The organism is Acidihalobacter prosperus (assembly GCF_000754095.2).
GTDB lineage: Bacteria > Pseudomonadota > Gammaproteobacteria > DSM-5130 > Acidihalobacteraceae > Acidihalobacter > Acidihalobacter prosperus.
This window is the reverse complement of the sequence record NZ_JQSG02000006.1, coordinates 971,146-985,743: the sequence shown is the minus strand read 5'-3', so window position 1 is coordinate 985,743 and position 14,598 is coordinate 971,146. Positions and strand designations below refer to the sequence as shown.

The following is a 14,598-nucleotide window of genomic DNA, read 5'->3' as shown; positions in this document are numbered from 1 at the left end:
CAGGCGGCACTGCTATACCGCCTTGAGCCAAAGCGCCGCGTAGGCCGGCAGGCGCATGAGTCCACGCGGGCAGGCGATGCGGCGATTGCCGATCACGTCCACCAGGCTCTGCCTGCCATCCTCGTCGCACAGCGGCGTCACGTCGGCCTCGCGCGTCTCCGGCGTGAAATTGAACAGGCACAGCATCGGCACCGCCTGGCTGCCGGGCGAGGGCGGCGGCGTGCGCAACACCGCGAACACGCCGTCCTCGGTTTCCAGAATCTCCTGCGCAGCCTCGGGATGGAAGGCCGGGTGCGCGCGTCGCAACTTGAGCCGGCGCACGATTTCGCTCAGGCAGCGCATCTGCACCGAACCTTCGCGCGCCAGCAGCGCGCTGAGTTCGCCGTAGTCCCAGCGGCGGCGATTGATTGCGCGCGTCTGTCCGCTGCGTTCGACGCCAAGCAGATCGCTCTCGGTGGCGATCAGCGACTGTACGTAGAGCGCCGGCACGCCCTGCATCGACAGGGCCACGGTCTGCGCCAGCAGAAAACGCGACAATTGCGCAGCTTCGCCGTCGTCGCCGGCCAGCGCCGAGTAGTAGCTGATATTGAGCTCATAGGGCGCGTCGCGGCCATCCGGCAGGCGACGCATGGAAACATAGCCGCCACGCTCGCGCATGCGCCTGAGCAGGGCGTCGCGATCGGCCTCCGACACCAACCCCTCCAGCGGACGCAGCCCGACACCATCGTGCGAGGCGGTGAAATTTACGTAGCCGCCACCGGGCGGAGGCGGTGGCAGCGAAACCGCCCAGGCCTGCAGCGCGGCGGTGCGCCCGAGCGTCAGTGCGTACAGCAGCAGGGGCGCCAGGCTGAACTGGTAGATCAAATGGGCCTCGTCGCCGTCGCCGAAATAGCTCAGGTTCTCCGTCTGCGGCACATTGGTCTCGGTCAGCAGCAGCGTGCCGGGCGCGGCCTCGTCCACCAGCAGGCGCAGGCACTTCACCACCGCGTGCGTCTCGGGCAGATTGATGCAGGGCGTACCCAGGGTCTTCCACAGGTAGGCCACCGCGTCCAGGCGCACCACGCGCGCGCCGCGACGGATGTAGTCCATGAGAATAGCGGCGAATTCCAGCAACACCGCGGGATTTGCGAAGTTGAGGTCGACCTGATCGGCGCTGAAGGTGGTCCATACCCAGCGCGAGCCCTGGTCGCGCACCTCGACCGGCGTCATCAACGGGCTGTTACGCGGCCGCGTGACCAACGCCAGGCGCGGGTCGGCCGGGTCGGCCTCGACGAAATAGTCGCGGCCCGGCGTTTCGCCGCGGATGTAGTCCTGAAACCAGAGGTGGCTGCGCGAGCAGTGGTTGAGCACGAGATCGAGTGCCAGCCCGTAGTGCTCGGCGATTTGCTCCACATCCTGCCAGCCGCCCAGCTCGGCATTCACCTCGCGGTAGTTGACCACGGAAAATCCGTCGTCGGAGCTATACGGGAAAATCGGCAGCAGGTGCACCAGGCTGATCGCATCGCCGACATGCTGCTTCAGGAATCGCAGCAGGGTCGCAAGAGGCGCCTCGCCGGGCGCGCTGAAGGTGTTGCCGTAGGTGATCAGCAGGGCGTCGCGCTCCGACAGAGCGGGACGCGGACGTTTCATGGAGGGGCTGCCCAGCACCTCCGTCAGCAGGCGCTCCAGCCCGGCGAGCGTCTCCTTGGCGCCCTCGCACCCATATAGTGCGCCCAGCAACTCGGTTGCCCGCTCTTTGACATTGCTCGACAGCGCCATGTGACCCTCCGACTCGCGTTCACCCTGCCAGGTGTCTAGCAGGATGCTTGCCAGCACCCATGGCGCGGGCGTTCAGTCGGCGTCGAGCGGATTGCGCAGCACGATGTTCTGCTCGCGGTCGGGGCCGGTGGAAATCAGATCCACCGGAATGCCCGCCAGCGACTGGATGCGTTCGAGATAGATCTTGGCCGCCTGCGGCAGGTCGTCGTAACGCGTAATGCCAACGGTGGAGCTTTGCCAGCCGGGGAGTTCCTCGTAGATCGGCTGGCAGACGGCCAGCGATTCCGCACCGCTCGGCGGCAGTTCGTAACGTTCGCCGTCACAGTGGTAGCCGACGCAGACCCGCAGCGATTCCAGGCCATCGAGGACGTCGAGCTTGGTGATGCAAAGTCCGGAGATGCTGTTGATCTGGATGGCCCGGCGCAGCGCCACCGCGTCGAACCAGCCACAGCGGCGGGCACGACCGGTGGTGGCGCCAAATTCATGACCGCGACGAGCCAGATGTTCGCCCATTTCATCCATCAGCTCGGTCGGGAACGGGCCTGCACCGACGCGGGTAGTGTAGGCCTTGGTGATGCCGAGCACGTAGTCGAGCGCCAGCGGCCCGACACCCGTGCCGGTACTCGCGCCACCGGCGGTGGTATTGGACGAGGTCACGAAGGGATAGGTGCCGTGATCGATGTCCAGCAATGTGCCCTGCGCGCCCTCGAACAGCACGTTGCGCCCGGCATCACGCAACTCGAACAGCCGTTTGGAGACATCGATCACCAGCGGACGGATGATTTCGGCCTGCGCCAGGCAGTCGTCGAGGATGCGCTGGAAATCCAGCCCATCGGTCTTGAAATAGTGCTTGAGTACAAAGTTGTGATAGTCGAGCACTTCGCCCAGCTTGGCCGCCAACCGCTCGCGGTGGAACAGGTCGCTGACACGTAGTCCGCGTCGGGCGACCTTGTCTTCGTAGGCCGGCCCGATGCCACGGCCGGTGGTGCCGATGGCGGCACTGCCGCGCGCCTGCTCGCGCGCCAGATCGAGGGAAACGTGATATGGCAGAATCAGCTGCGCCGCATCGGAAATCCTCAGGCGCTCGGCCACTGGCACGTCGCGCGCGCCGAGCATGGCCATCTCCTCCAGCAGGGCGGTTGGCGACAGCACCACGCCATTGCCGATCAGGCATTCCACGCCTTCACGCAGGATACCGGAAGGAATCAGGTGGAGGACGGTCTTTTCGCCATCGATCACCAGGGTATGACCGGCGTTGTGCCCACCCTGGAAACGCGCGACGGCGGCCACCTCATCGGTCAGAAGATCGACGATCTTGCCCTTGCCTTCGTCGCCCCACTGACTGCCCAATACAACAACGAACTTGCCCATTAATACGCTTCCATCAGCAGCCATTGATCGCCATGTCGGACCAGCATCTGGTCGCAACCCATGGCACTCGCATCGTCTTCCTGCCCACTCAGCGCGCGCACCACGATGCGCCCTTCGTCGCGCAGCTGTCGAATTCGCCGGCTCAAGGCTTCATCGCCCTGTGCGGGCGCATAGATCCGCCCCGTCTGGGATGGCTCCTCGCGCGCACCGACCTCCAGCAGGCTTTCGAGGTCGGCGCTGAAACCGGTGGCCGGGCGCGCACGCCCGAAAGCCTTGCCGATACCGTCGTAACGCCCACCTCGCGCCAGCTCCTGTCCGCGCCCGGGCACGTAAGCGGCGTAAACCAGGCCGGAATGATAGTGATATCCGCGCAGTTCGCCCAGATCGAAGCAGAGTTCGACCTGCGGCGCCTCGCGCGCAATCACATCGGCGACTTGGTCGAGATAGTCGAGGGCCGCGTCGATTCGCGCATCCACGCCGGCATAACGGGAACGCGCCTCCGCCAACACCTCGAGGCCGCCATTGAGCCCGACGAGATCCAGGAAACGCTGGCGATGCAGGCCGTTCAGCCCGCCGGCCCGCAGACGCTCGGCCATTTCGGTCGCGGCCTTGCGCTGCAGCAGCTCGAACAGTTCGGCCTCAGCATCTGCGTCCATGCCCGCGGCCTCGATCAAGCAGCGGAAAATATCGATATGGCCCAGATCGAGGTGTATCTGCCCCACCCCGCAAACCTGCAGGGTGGCGAGCATCAGGCGGATGATTTCAATGTCGCTGTCGGGTCCGGCATGTCCGTAGAGTTCGGCGCCCACCTGCAGCGGACTGCGCGTACCGCCCTGGCCCTGGGGTCGCGTACGCAGGACGCGTGCCATATAACACAGGCGCGTCGGCCCCTCGCGGCGCAGGCGGTGCGCGTCGATGCGCGCCACCTGCGGCGTGATGTCTGCACGCACACCCATCAGGCGACCGTTGAGCTGGTCGGTCAACTTGAAGGTTTCGAGGTCGAGTTCGCGGCCGGCGCCCGTCAGCAGCGATTCGAGGTATTCGATCAGCGGCGGGATCACCAGCTCGTAACCCCACACGCGGTAAAGATCGAGCAGCTCGCGGCGCACGTTCTCCAACCGCGCCGCCGCCGGCGGCAGTGTTTCCTCGATGCCCTCCGGCAACAGCCAGTATGCGGGGTCCTTCATGCCATGTCCTCGTACGACCGATCCTGCGCCAAGTCAGCCACTCAGCGATGGAAGAGATAGATGATCAACAGGCCGGAAAGCATACTGGACAGACCGATAATACGCAGCACCCGATCGGGCAACTGGACCATTTGCAGGAGGGTGCGGCGCAATCCATTGGGATTGATGAAAGGCAAAATACCTTCCAGCACCAATACCAAGCCCAGGGCCACGAGCAGGTGAGTCCACATGTTCAGGCCTTAAACGATGGGGTTGTCCGCGGGCCGGCGCACGAATGTGCGCCGGCCCGCCCTGGCATGCATACCGGTCGTCACGTACCTACGCCTATCGCTTGCCGGTATCTTCGGCCTGATTGAAGAAGCGGAAGAACTGGGAATCCGGCTCGAGCACGAGCACGTTGTCCTTGCCATCGAAACTTTGCCGGTAAGCCTGCAGGCTACGATAGAAGGCGTAGAAATTCGGATTCTGATCGTAGGCCTTGGCATAAATTTCGGCCGCCGATGCATCACCCTGCCCACGCAGCATCTGCGCCTGACGATACGCATTGGCCAGGATCACCGAGCGCTCGCGGTCGGCGTTGGCGCGGATACGTTCCGCAGCCTCCTTGCCGCGCGCCCGGAAGTCGGCGGCAACGCGCGCGCGCTCGGCCTCCATGCGCTTGTAGACGGAGCTTGCCACTTCGGAGGGCAGATCGATGCTGACGATGCGCACATCCTTGACCTGGATGCCCAGCTGCTTGGCCGCCTTGTTGGCGTCGACGTTCAGCGTGTTCATGATTTCGCTGCGCTCGCCAGACACCGCCTCCTGAATGGTGCGCTTGCCGAATTCGCTGCGCAGGCCGTCCTTCATGATCTGCGAAAGCCGCGTCAGCGCGCGCTGCTCGTCGCCGCGCGTCGAACGGTAATACTGATCGAGATTCGCGATACGCCATTTGACGAAGAAGTCGACCATGACGTTTTTCTTCTCGCTGGTCAGGAAACGCTCGGGCTGGGAATTGAGCGTCAGCAGGCGCGCGTCGAACTTGCGTACCGTCTCGATCAACGGCCACTTGAAATGCAGGCCAGGCTTGATGTCGCTCTTTTTGATCTCACCAAGCTTGAACAGCATCGCGCGCTGATCCTGTTGCACGGTGTAGGCCGACATATAGGCGAGCAGGGCGGCGACGACGACGATGATACCGAAAATGCGTAGTTTCATGTCAGCGGGCCTCCCGGTTGCGCAGATCGCGTCTCATGCGTTCCGCCTGCATCGGATCGGCGTCCGCGGCAGCCGCACTGGAAGCTATCGCCGCCGGATTCTGCGCGTCGCCACCCTGGCTCGCGCCCTTGGTCAGATTGTCGATCGGCAGATACAGGATGTTCTTGCCCTTGCTGTCGATCAGCACCTTGGAGCTGTTCGACAATACCGACTGCATGGTATCGAGGTACAGACGTTCGCGGGTCACCTTGGGCGCCTTCTCGTACTCCTTGAGCAACTGATCGAAGCGCGATGCATCGCCCTGCGCACGGGCTACGACCTGCTGCTTGTAGCCTTCGGCCTCTTCCAACTCGCGTGCGGCCTTGCCGCGCGCCTGCGGAATCACGGTATTGGCGTAGGCCTCGGCCTCGTTGCGATAGCGGACCTCGTCCTCGCGCGCCTTGATGGCATCGGCGAAGGCGCTCTGCACCTGTTCGGGCGGCTGCGCATCCTGCAGGTTCACCTTGATCACCTCCAGCCCGATCTTGTAGCCGTCGAGGATGTGCTGCATCAGCGCCTGGGTCCGCAACGCGATGTCCGCACGCCCTTCGCCGACCACGTAGTCCATCTTGCTCTTGCCGACGATCTCGCGGATCGCGCTGATCAGCACGTCGCGCAAGGTCTGGTTCGGGTCGCGGACGTTGAACAGGTACTCCTCGGCGTTCTTCACGCGATACTGCGCGGAAACGTCGACATCGACGATGTTCTCGTCCTGGGTGAGCATCACCGCCTTGCTCTGGGCACTGCGATTCTGGTCGATATCGACCACATGGACCTGCTCGACGGGATAGGGCAGATGCCAGTGCGGTCCCGGCATGCTGGTTTCGGTGTAGGCGCCGAAACGCAACACCACGCCACGCTCGCCCGGCCCGACGATATAGAAACCGGAGGCCAGCCAGGCCACGATGGCGACCGCGGCCGCCAGCAGGATGGCCGGCGCGGGGCTGCCGCCGCCATCACCGCCGGTCCGCAGCCTGTCGATCAGGCGCCTCAGCCACTTCTCGAGATCCAGCGGATTGGAGGAGCCTCCCCCGCTCCGCCGGCCGCTTCCCCATGGATCCTGATTGCCCGAATTATTCTTACCTGGCTCGTTCCAGGGCATTGATCACTCCAGATTGGATGGTCGAATGTCTCTTGCGTAGCGACGGAACGGCGCCGGCCGGCACCCTGGCCGGAGCGACGCATTGTAGGTGGCCCTCACAGGGGTCGCAAGCGCAGCGCCTCCGGGTCTGCGGTCTCGCTGAGCCAGGCGTCGTAACGCCTGCGCGGCAATCGCACCTCCAGTTCGCTGCCCCCGCAGTCGTCCACGCGCTCGTCCAGCACCGCTCCCAGGCCGAACAGGCGCGCGCGCAGCCGCCCGGCCGATGCCGGCAGGTGCACCCAGCCATGCACCACGTCGGGCATGAAATATTCCTTCAGCGCCGTCAACAGCTCGTCGATACCAGCCCCGGTCTGCGCCGAGACCCAGGCCCTCACCGGCCGCCCCTCGGCGTCGCGGTCGATGCGCGGGGCTGCCTCGATGCAATCGATCTTATTGAAAATACGCAGCATCGGCACCTCGCTTGCACCGACCTCGGCCAACACCTGATCGACATCCGTCTCGGTACGGTCGTGCTCCGGATTGCTCGCGTCGATCACATGCAACAGCAGATCGGCCTCACGTGTTTCCTGGAGTGTGGCATGAAACGCGGCCACCAGCTCGTGCGGCAGCTCGCGCACGAAACCGACGGTGTCCGCCAGCACCACGGCGTTGGCGGCATCAAGCTCAAGCCGCCGCAGCGTGGGATCCAGTGTCGCGAACAGCTGATCAGCGGCATAGACCCCAGCCTGACTCAGGCGGTTGAACAGGGTCGATTTGCCGGCATTGGTGTAGCCGACCAGCGCCACGCTCGGCAACTCGGCCTTCATGCGCGCCTGGCGTCCCTGCTGGCGTTGACGTCGCACCTTGTCGAGCCGGCGCAGGATCTGCTTGATGCGGTCGCCGAGGAGACGGCGATCGGTTTCGAGCTGGGTTTCGCCCGGTCCACGCAGCCCGATGCCGCCCTTCTGACGCTCAAGGTGGGTCCAGCCCCGAACCAGTCGGGTCGACAAGTGGTTGAGTTGCGCCAGCTCGACCTGCAGCTTGCCCTCGTGGGAACGGGCGCGCTGGGCGAAGATATCGAGTATGAGCCCGGTACGATCGAGCACTCGCGCCTTGAATTTTGCTTCGAGATTGCGCTCCTGGCTCGGGCTGAGCACACGGCTGAATATGACGAGTTCGGCACCTTCGGCAATAACCGCCTCGGCGATTTCGTCCGCCTTGCCGGTACCGATGAAGTACTTCGGATCGGGGCTGTGGCGGCGCACGTCAATCACGCGGGCGATGGTTGCGCCGGCGGAACGGGCGAGCTCGATGAACTCATCGCGCTCGCCCGGTTCGGCGAGACCGGCGATATCGACCTGAACCAGGATCGCCGTCTCGCCACTACGTGGTCTTTCAAACAACGTGTTTATCGCTCCGCTTATTCGGCACCGCCTTCGTCCTCGTCGTCCTCGATGGGCAAACGCACCGGACGCGAGGGCACGATGGTCGAAATGGCATGCTTGTAGACCATCTGACTGACACTGTTCTTGAGCAAGACCACAAACTGGTCAAAGGACTCGATCTGTCCTTGCAGCCTGATACCGTTGACGAGGAAGATCGCGACCGGCACGCGCTCCTTGCGCAACAGATTCAAAAACGGTTCCTGCAGGGTATGCCCTTTAGACATTAAACTGGCTCCTTGTTGTTGGCTACCGATGGCGCAAGTCCACTCGGCCCTTCGGTGGATAATCTTAGCATGCGGCTTCGTCGCACATGGCGGCTTTGCTGCAGCTCAATCGTCTCCCTCGAGAAACTGCGCGACCCGCGCGCTGAGCTTCGACAGCTCGACGGCCTCGGCGTTCACGCGTATCAACGCGCGATCCCCGCGCAGCCAGGTCAGTTGTCGCTTGGCCAGTTGCCGCGTCGCCACGACGGCCTTTTCGATCATCGTCTGCCGATCCCACTCGCCTGCCAGATAGCGCCAGACCTGGCGGTAACCGACGGCGCGCATCGACGGCAGCGCCGGATTCAGATCGCCCCTCTGATATAGGTGCGCCACTTCGTTTATCAAGCCGTCCGCCAACATCTTTTCGAAACGTTGACATATCCGGCGATGCAGCTGCTCCCGATCCTGAGGCAGCAGGCCAAGGCGCAGCAGGCGGTATGGCAGGTTCGCGCGACCGCCCGCCTGCAGGACTGAAAGCGGGCGGCCGGTCAGCCGGATCACTTCGAGCGCGCGCTGCAGACGCTGCGGGTCGTTGGGATGTATGCGTAACGCTGCCGCGGGATCGAGACGGGCCAGATCGCCATGCAACGCCTCCCAGCCTCGCTCGGCGGCCTCCGCCTCGATGCGTGCGCGCACTGCCGGATCGGCAGGCGGCAGCTCCGACAGACCATACTCCAGCGCCCGGAAATACAGCAGCGTGCCGCCGGTAAGCAGCGGCACGCGGCACGCGGCGGTGATGTCCGCCATTTCGCGCAGGGCATCCTCCCGAAAGCGCGCGGCCGAATAGGTCTCGGCCGGATCAAGTATGTCGATCAGGCGGTGCGGCGCCTCGGCCAACTGCTCGGCCGTGGGCTTCGCGGTGCCGATATCCATCTCGCGATAAACAAGGGCCGAATCGACGCTCACGATCTCGAACGGAAAACGACGCACCAGCGACATCGCAAGCGCGGTCTTGCCACTCGCGGTGGGCCCCATCAGCAGCACCGCCGGTGGCAGGCGATGTGCATGCGGCTTCGGCTGTTTCACGGCTCAGCGCCCGCGCAGGAACAGGCGGTCGAGTTCGCCCAGGCTCATCTGCACCCAGGTGGGCCGCCCGTGATTGCACTGGTCGCTGCGTTCGGTTCGCTCCATATCGCGCAGCAGGCTGTTCATCTCGTCCAACGTCAGGCGACGATTGGCTCGCACCGATCCGTGACAGGCCATGGTCGACAGCACCTCGTTGACCTCGGCCTCGACGCGCAGACTGTCGCCGTATTCGACAACGTCGCCCAAAACGTCGCGCAGCAGCTGGGTGACGTCGGCACCGGCCAGCAACGCAGGCACAGCGCGCACACGCAACGACTCCGGGCCGACCCGGTCCACCTCCAGGCCAAGCCTGATCAACAGATCGCCGGCCGATTCCGCCGCGTCCGCCTCGCGACGACTGACGGCGACGGTGGCCGGCAGCAGCAACGGCTGCCGACGCACGCCCTCAATGCCGTAGGCCGTCTTGAGACGTTCGTAGGTGATGCGCTCATGGGCGGCATGCATATCGACCAGCACCAGGCCGTTGGCGTTTTCCGCCAGCACGTACACCCCGCCGAGCTGGGCGAGCGCGAACCCCAGCGGCGGCACATCACCGCCAGCCCTCTCGGTGGTATTCGGCGCCGCGTAGAGACGGCTGAATGCGGCCAGTTGCTCGCGTACGCCAGCGGCGGGTACCGTGCCTGCGGGGCGGTAGACCGTGGTCGTCGGCGTGCCCAGATCGAAACCGGGACCTGGACGCAGGCCGGCGGATGCTTGAACGTGCAGCCCTGTCACGGTTGTCGGCGGCTGCACCCCGGCGCCAGCGCCGGCATCCGCCCCTGCCCGTGCGCCGGCGATCGCCTCCTTGAGGGTTCGGTGCAGGTAATCGTGCACCAGTCTCGAATCGCGGAAACGCACTTCGGCCTTGGCGGGATGCGCGTTGACGTCGACTCCGGCCGGGTCCATTTCCAGGAACAGTACGAAGGCCGGGTGGCGGCCATGGTACAGCACGTCCTGATAGGCCAGCCGCACGGCATGCGAGACCAGCTTGTCGCGCACCATGCGGCCGTTGACATAGAAATACTGCTGATCGGCCTGTGCGCGCGAGAACGTCGGAGCGCCCAGCCAGCCCCATAGCCGCAGGCCGGCCCCTTCGTGCTCCATCAGGCTCGACTGGTTCAAAAACGCTTCGCTGCAGACAGCCGCCACCCGCTGCCCCTGGGCCTCGGCCGAGTCGGCCCTGCGCAGATCGAACTGCGCCTTGCCGTTGTGATTCATGCGCACGGCCACGTCGAAACGGCTCAGCGCCAATCGCCGCACGACCTCTTCGATATGCTGGTACTCGGTACGCTCGGTACGCAGGAATTTGCGACGCGCCGGCACATTGAAGAACAGGTCGCGCACTTCCACCGTGGTGCCCTGCGGGTGTGCCGCCGGCTCGGGCGTGGTGAATTGCTCGCGTCCATCCCCGCGCAGACGCCAGCCGGCGGCTTCGCCCGCGGTGCAGGAAGTGATCGTCAGACGCGATACCGAGGCGATGCTCGGCAGCGCCTCGCCCCGAAAACCGAGGCTACGCACCTGTTCGAGATCATCGAGGGAAGCGATCTTGCTGGTGGCGTGACGCGATAGCGCGAGCGCCAGTTCTTCGCGCGGGATGCCGCTGCCGTTGTCGCGGATGCGCATCAGGCGCTGTCCACCCTGCTCGATATCGAGCTCTATGCGGTCCGCGCCGGCGTCCAGGCTGTTTTCCAGCAGTTCCTTGATCACCGAAGCCGGGCGATCGACCACCTCGCCGGCAGCGATCTGGTTGATGAGTTGCGGCGGAAGTCTGCGGATCGGCATCGGCGTCTGCGGCGGGGCGTGCGAATACGCCGCGCATTATGCCATGCCGCTCCGGCGCCTGCCTGGCGCCGTCCACGGCAATCGGATCAGCCGAATTCGCGCAGCACCCGGCCGCGTTCGGCGAGGATCGTGCCGGGCGGCGCATGGTGCTCAAAATAGTCCTTGATTCCACCCAGCAACGCGCCGGCCATGCTGGCGCGGAATCGCGGGGTACGCAAGCGACGTTCCTCGGCCGGATTGGAGATGAAGGCCGTCTCGATCAGCGCGGAGGGGATGTCGGGCGACTTGAGCACCACGAAGGCCGCGCGCTCCACGGTATTGGAGTGCATGCGGATCACGCGGTCGATGCTGCCCTTGAGCTTGTCGCCCAGCTTGAAGCTGGCTTCACGCGTAGCCGACTGCGCCAGATCGACCAGCACCGAAGCCACCAGATTGTCCTTGTTGGACAGATTCACGCCGGCCACGCGGTCGACATCGTTCTGGCGCTCGGCCAGCAGCCGAGCCGCCTCCGAGGAGGCGCCGTGTTCGGACAGCACGTAGACGGTCGAACCCTTGGGATAGCGGTACGGCGAGGCATCGGCGTGAATCGACACGAACAGGTCGGCGCGCCGCTTGCGGGCCTTGGCCAGGCGTCCGCGCAGGGTCACGAAATAATCGCTGTCGCGGGTCATGAAGGCCTGCATGCCCGGCTCGCGGTTGATCAGCTTTTCGAGCCGGCGCGCGATATCCAGCACCACGGTCTTCTCATAGGTGCCGCGCTTGCCGATCGCGCCCGGATCCTTGCCGCCGTGCCCAGGATCGATGCACACGACCACGTCGCGCAGCGGACGATGCGGCTGCGCCTGCGCCGCGGTGATCACCGGCTGCGGCTTGCCCACCGAAACCGACGACAGATCCACCACCAGCTGGTAATGGCGGGCACCGCCGGCCTTGATCAACGTGCTGCTGGCATCCGCGTCCGACTTGAGATCAAGCACCACGCGCAGATCGGAATGACCGCGCGGCGCATGACGGATATCTCTGAGCAGCGGAGTCGGCGAGAGATGCAGCGCACGGGTTGCGCGGGCATTGTCGAAATCGATCACCACCCGATCAGGGTGACTCAACGTGAACAACGAATGATGCACCGGCCCGCTGAGATCGAAAATCACGCGGGTCTTGCCGCCGGATTCGCTCAGGCGCACGCCCTTGACCGCGACGGCGGTGCTCGCGAAGGCGCTGGGGCTGATCACGGTCATGGCGGCCATCCCGGACAGGCCCAGCATCCGACGAAGGAAATCGCGGCGATCGGCGTCTTCGGTCGAGTGGCTCATGATTGCTCTCCTACATTCCGCATGGCGACTGGACGGACAACGGCACGGAGCCGATAGGTGCCTATCATTTGCCATCGAAACGCAGATTGCAAGAGCAAAAGTTATATTTTTTATGTAGATAGGCGATATATCTACATTCTTACATTAATCAATCGCCGCCACCGCCGTCTCGCCCCGCTCGCTGTTGGCCCACAAGCGCGCCCTGCGGCCTGCGCCCGCCGCCCGCAGGGCGATCTCCAGGTCCGCGGACGGCAGCATTCCCGTACCCCGCTCCGGCCATTCGATCAGGCATAGGGCATCGCCATCGAGATAGTCGCGCAGGCCGATCGCCTCCAGTTCCTCCGGGTCAGCCAGCCGGTAAAGATCGAAGTGGAACACCCGCCGATCGCCGATCTCATAGGGTTCGACCAGTGTGTAGGTCGGACTCTTGACCGCACCCTCATGCCCGAGGGCGCGCAGCAGCGCGCGCGCCAGCGTGGTCTTGCCTGCCCCCAGATCGCCGTGCAGGAAAACCAGCGCACTATGCGGCAAGGCTCGCGCCAACGCACTGCCAAGACGCTGGGTCGCGGCTTCGTCGGATAATTCAAGCGTCCGCACGTGTGTCGATGCCGGTCTTCCGTTCATGCGCCGATTCCGTTCGCAAGGCGGCGCAGCCAGGGCAGCAAATCGGTCGCCAGGAGGCCACGCTCACCGTCTCGCGCAGCGCGATCGCCCGCCGCGGCATGCAGGCAGACGCCGGCACGGGCCGCTTCCTCGACCGCAAGCCCCTGCGCGATCAGGCCTGCGATCACGCCCGTCAGGATATCGCCCATGCCGGCGGAGGCCATGCCGGGATTGCCGGCGCCACACAACTCGACGTCGTCGCCCACCCGTACCAGCGTACCGGCACCCTTGAGTACGGTCGCGCCGCCGTAGCGATCGGCAAGCCGCCCGGCGGCGGCGAAACGATCGGCCTGCACGGCCTGAGTGGGCAGGCCGAGCAGGCGCCCCGCCTCGCCCGGATGTGGCGTCAGCACCCAGGCATCGCGACGATAGGGGCTGGCCGCGAGCAGATTCAGCGCATCGGCATCGACCACCAGGGGGCAGGTCGCCGCCAGCGCAGCCTGCCACAGCTCTCGCCCCCAGGCCTGCGTCGACAGGCCCGGCCCGATGGCGATCACGTCCGCAGCCGCGACCGCCTCGCGCAACGCGCCGCCCGACTCCACGCCCCGCACCATCAACTCCCAGCGGCCCACGTTGAGCATGGCGGCGTGCGTCGGATGCGTGGCCACGGTCACCAGGCCCGCGCCCGTGCGCAGGGCCGCCTCGCCCGCCATGCGTGCGGCACCCGCGAATCCTGGAGCGCCGCCGATCACCAGCACCCGGCCGTGATCGCCTTTGTGGCTGTCCGGTCGGCGCGGCGGCAGGGCGACCGCCTCGCCGCGCAACCAGGCGGACGGCTTCTCGCTGGCCAGCAAGGCTGCGGGCAGGTCGAGATCTTCGAGATACAGTTCGCCGACGTGATCGCGCGCGCGCCCGGTGTACAGTCCGCGCTTGCGCACGATGAAACTGACCGTTTCGACCGCGCGCACGGCAACGCCCGGACATGCGCCGGTGTCGGCGTCCACACCGGAAGGCACATCCAAAGCGAGTACCGGCGCAACGTCCGCCAGCCGCGCCACGGCTTCGGCGGCGGCGCCTTCCGGCGCGCGCTTGAGGCCGATGCCGAAAACGGCATCGACATACACATCCGCCGCCGGCAGCCTGGACGGCAGCGGTTCGACGCGGCCATCCGCGGCCTGCCAGTCGGCCAGGGCCGCGGCGGCTTCGCTGCCCGCGCGCGGGCCGTGGCCCACAAGATGGACGGATACCGCCAATCCAGCCGCCTTGGCCAGTCGCGCGAGCACCAGCCCGTCGCCCCCATTGTTGCCACTGCCGCAGACCACGCACAATCGCTGTGCCTGGGGCCAGCGGCGTCGCAGATGCCTGAAGGCCGCCGTCCCCGCACGCGCCATCAGCGCCGGCCCCGACAGGCCGAATTCCTCAGCGGCACGCCGGTCGATCCGGCGCGCCTGTTCGGCGGTATGGAGGGGGAGACGCTGCGCACACATGCGTGTC

13 protein-coding genes are annotated in these 14,598 nt (G+C 65.5%); all 13 read right to left on the bottom strand.

From position 1 onward, the window contains the following. Positions 1–12 precede the first annotated feature (12 nt). Entirely contained in the window at positions 13–1,758 is a 1,746-nt protein-coding gene (locus THPRO_RS15345) for a sugar phosphorylase (RefSeq protein ID WP_145930887.1), read from the bottom strand. 72 nt (positions 1,759–1,830) lie between these two features. Then, complete coding sequence (locus tag THPRO_RS15340) at positions 1,831–3,129, bottom strand: adenylosuccinate synthase (protein ID WP_038091312.1); 1,299 nt, start codon at positions 3,127–3,129, stop codon at positions 1,831–1,833. Next, positions 3,129–4,316: an ATP phosphoribosyltransferase regulatory subunit gene (locus THPRO_RS15335; protein ID WP_038091310.1), complete on the bottom strand. Its 1,188-nt coding sequence runs from the start codon at positions 4,314–4,316 to the stop codon at positions 3,129–3,131. The genes THPRO_RS15340 and THPRO_RS15335 overlap by 1 nt, the downstream gene beginning before the upstream one ends. A gap of 41 nt (positions 4,317–4,357) precedes the next feature. Then, positions 4,358–4,546: a DUF2065 domain-containing protein gene (locus tag THPRO_RS15330; RefSeq protein WP_038091308.1), complete on the bottom strand. Its 189-nt coding sequence runs from the start codon at positions 4,544–4,546 to the stop codon at positions 4,358–4,360. 94 nt (positions 4,547–4,640) lie between these two features. Beyond that, positions 4,641–5,513 carry a protease modulator HflC gene (gene hflC / locus THPRO_RS15325; RefSeq protein ID WP_065089838.1) on the bottom strand — a complete coding sequence of 291 codons (873 nt, stop codon included), beginning with the start codon at positions 5,511–5,513 and terminating at the stop codon, positions 4,641–4,643. Between the two features lies 1 nt (position 5,514). Beyond that, positions 5,515–6,654: an FtsH protease activity modulator HflK gene (gene hflK / locus THPRO_RS15320; RefSeq protein WP_038091306.1), complete on the bottom strand. Its 1,140-nt coding sequence runs from the start codon at positions 6,652–6,654 to the stop codon at positions 5,515–5,517. 95 nt (positions 6,655–6,749) lie between these two features. Then, on the bottom strand, positions 6,750–8,036 hold the full coding sequence (hflX, locus tag THPRO_RS15315; protein ID WP_052064503.1) for a ribosome rescue GTPase HflX: 1,287 nt from the start codon (positions 8,034–8,036) through the stop codon (positions 6,750–6,752). 17 nt (positions 8,037–8,053) lie between these two features. After that, on the bottom strand, positions 8,054–8,302 hold the full coding sequence (hfq, locus tag THPRO_RS15310) for an RNA chaperone Hfq (protein WP_038091304.1): 249 nt from the start codon (positions 8,300–8,302) through the stop codon (positions 8,054–8,056). Positions 8,303–8,407: 105 nt separating this feature from the next. After that, positions 8,408–9,316, bottom strand: a complete 909-nt coding sequence (miaA, locus tag THPRO_RS15305) for a tRNA (adenosine(37)-N6)-dimethylallyltransferase MiaA (RefSeq protein WP_065089898.1) — start codon at positions 9,314–9,316, stop codon at positions 8,408–8,410. A 54-nt stretch (positions 9,317–9,370) separates the two neighbouring features. Next, positions 9,371–11,188 (bottom strand): DNA mismatch repair endonuclease MutL, encoded by a 1,818-nt coding sequence (mutL, locus tag THPRO_RS15300; RefSeq protein ID WP_038091302.1) that lies wholly within the window; start codon positions 11,186–11,188, stop codon positions 9,371–9,373. 86 nt (positions 11,189–11,274) lie between these two features. Beyond that, the gene (locus tag THPRO_RS15295) at positions 11,275–12,501 is read right to left on the bottom strand and encodes an N-acetylmuramoyl-L-alanine amidase (protein WP_052064502.1); all 1,227 of its coding nucleotides are present in this window, start codon (positions 12,499–12,501) and stop codon (positions 11,275–11,277) included. Between the two features lie 144 nt (positions 12,502–12,645). Continuing rightward, a complete protein-coding gene (tsaE, locus tag THPRO_RS15290; protein ID WP_038091300.1) occupies positions 12,646–13,125 on the bottom strand; it encodes a tRNA (adenosine(37)-N6)-threonylcarbamoyltransferase complex ATPase subunit type 1 TsaE in 480 nt (159 codons plus the stop codon). Then, positions 13,122–14,591: a bifunctional ADP-dependent NAD(P)H-hydrate dehydratase/NAD(P)H-hydrate epimerase gene (locus tag THPRO_RS15285; RefSeq protein ID WP_065089896.1), complete on the bottom strand. Its 1,470-nt coding sequence runs from the start codon at positions 14,589–14,591 to the stop codon at positions 13,122–13,124. The genes tsaE and THPRO_RS15285 overlap by 4 nt, the downstream gene beginning before the upstream one ends. Between the last annotated feature and the right edge of the window lie 7 nt (positions 14,592–14,598).

Excerpts from the sequence above, each read along its gene's own strand:
- THPRO_RS15345 (WP_145930887.1), bottom strand. The coding sequence starts at position 1,758 with ATGGCGCTGTCGAGCAATGTCAAAGAGCGGGCAACCGAGTTGCTGGGC.
- THPRO_RS15340 (WP_038091312.1), bottom strand. The coding sequence starts at position 3,129 with ATGGGCAAGTTCGTTGTTGTATTGGGCAGTCAGTGGGGCGACGAAGGC.
- THPRO_RS15335 (WP_038091310.1), bottom strand. The coding sequence starts at position 4,316 with ATGAAGGACCCCGCATACTGGCTGTTGCCGGAGGGCATCGAGGAAACA.
- THPRO_RS15330 (WP_038091308.1), bottom strand. The coding sequence starts at position 4,546 with ATGTGGACTCACCTGCTCGTGGCCCTGGGCTTGGTATTGGTGCTGGAA.
- hflC (WP_065089838.1), bottom strand. The coding sequence starts at position 5,513 with ATGAAACTACGCATTTTCGGTATCATCGTCGTCGTCGCCGCCCTGCTC.
- hflK (WP_038091306.1), bottom strand. The coding sequence starts at position 6,654 with ATGCCCTGGAACGAGCCAGGTAAGAATAATTCGGGCAATCAGGATCCA.
- hfq (WP_038091304.1), bottom strand. The coding sequence starts at position 8,302 with ATGTCTAAAGGGCATACCCTGCAGGAACCGTTTTTGAATCTGTTGCGC.
- miaA (WP_065089898.1), bottom strand. The coding sequence starts at position 9,316 with ATGGGGCCCACCGCGAGTGGCAAGACCGCGCTTGCGATGTCGCTGGTG.
- mutL (WP_038091302.1), bottom strand. The coding sequence starts at position 11,188 with ATGCCGATCCGCAGACTTCCGCCGCAACTCATCAACCAGATCGCTGCC.
- THPRO_RS15295 (WP_052064502.1), bottom strand. The coding sequence starts at position 12,501 with ATGAGCCACTCGACCGAAGACGCCGATCGCCGCGATTTCCTTCGTCGG.
- tsaE (WP_038091300.1), bottom strand. The coding sequence starts at position 13,125 with ATGAACGGAAGACCGGCATCGACACACGTGCGGACGCTTGAATTATCC.
- THPRO_RS15285 (WP_065089896.1), bottom strand. The coding sequence starts at position 14,591 with ATGTGTGCGCAGCGTCTCCCCCTCCATACCGCCGAACAGGCGCGCCGG.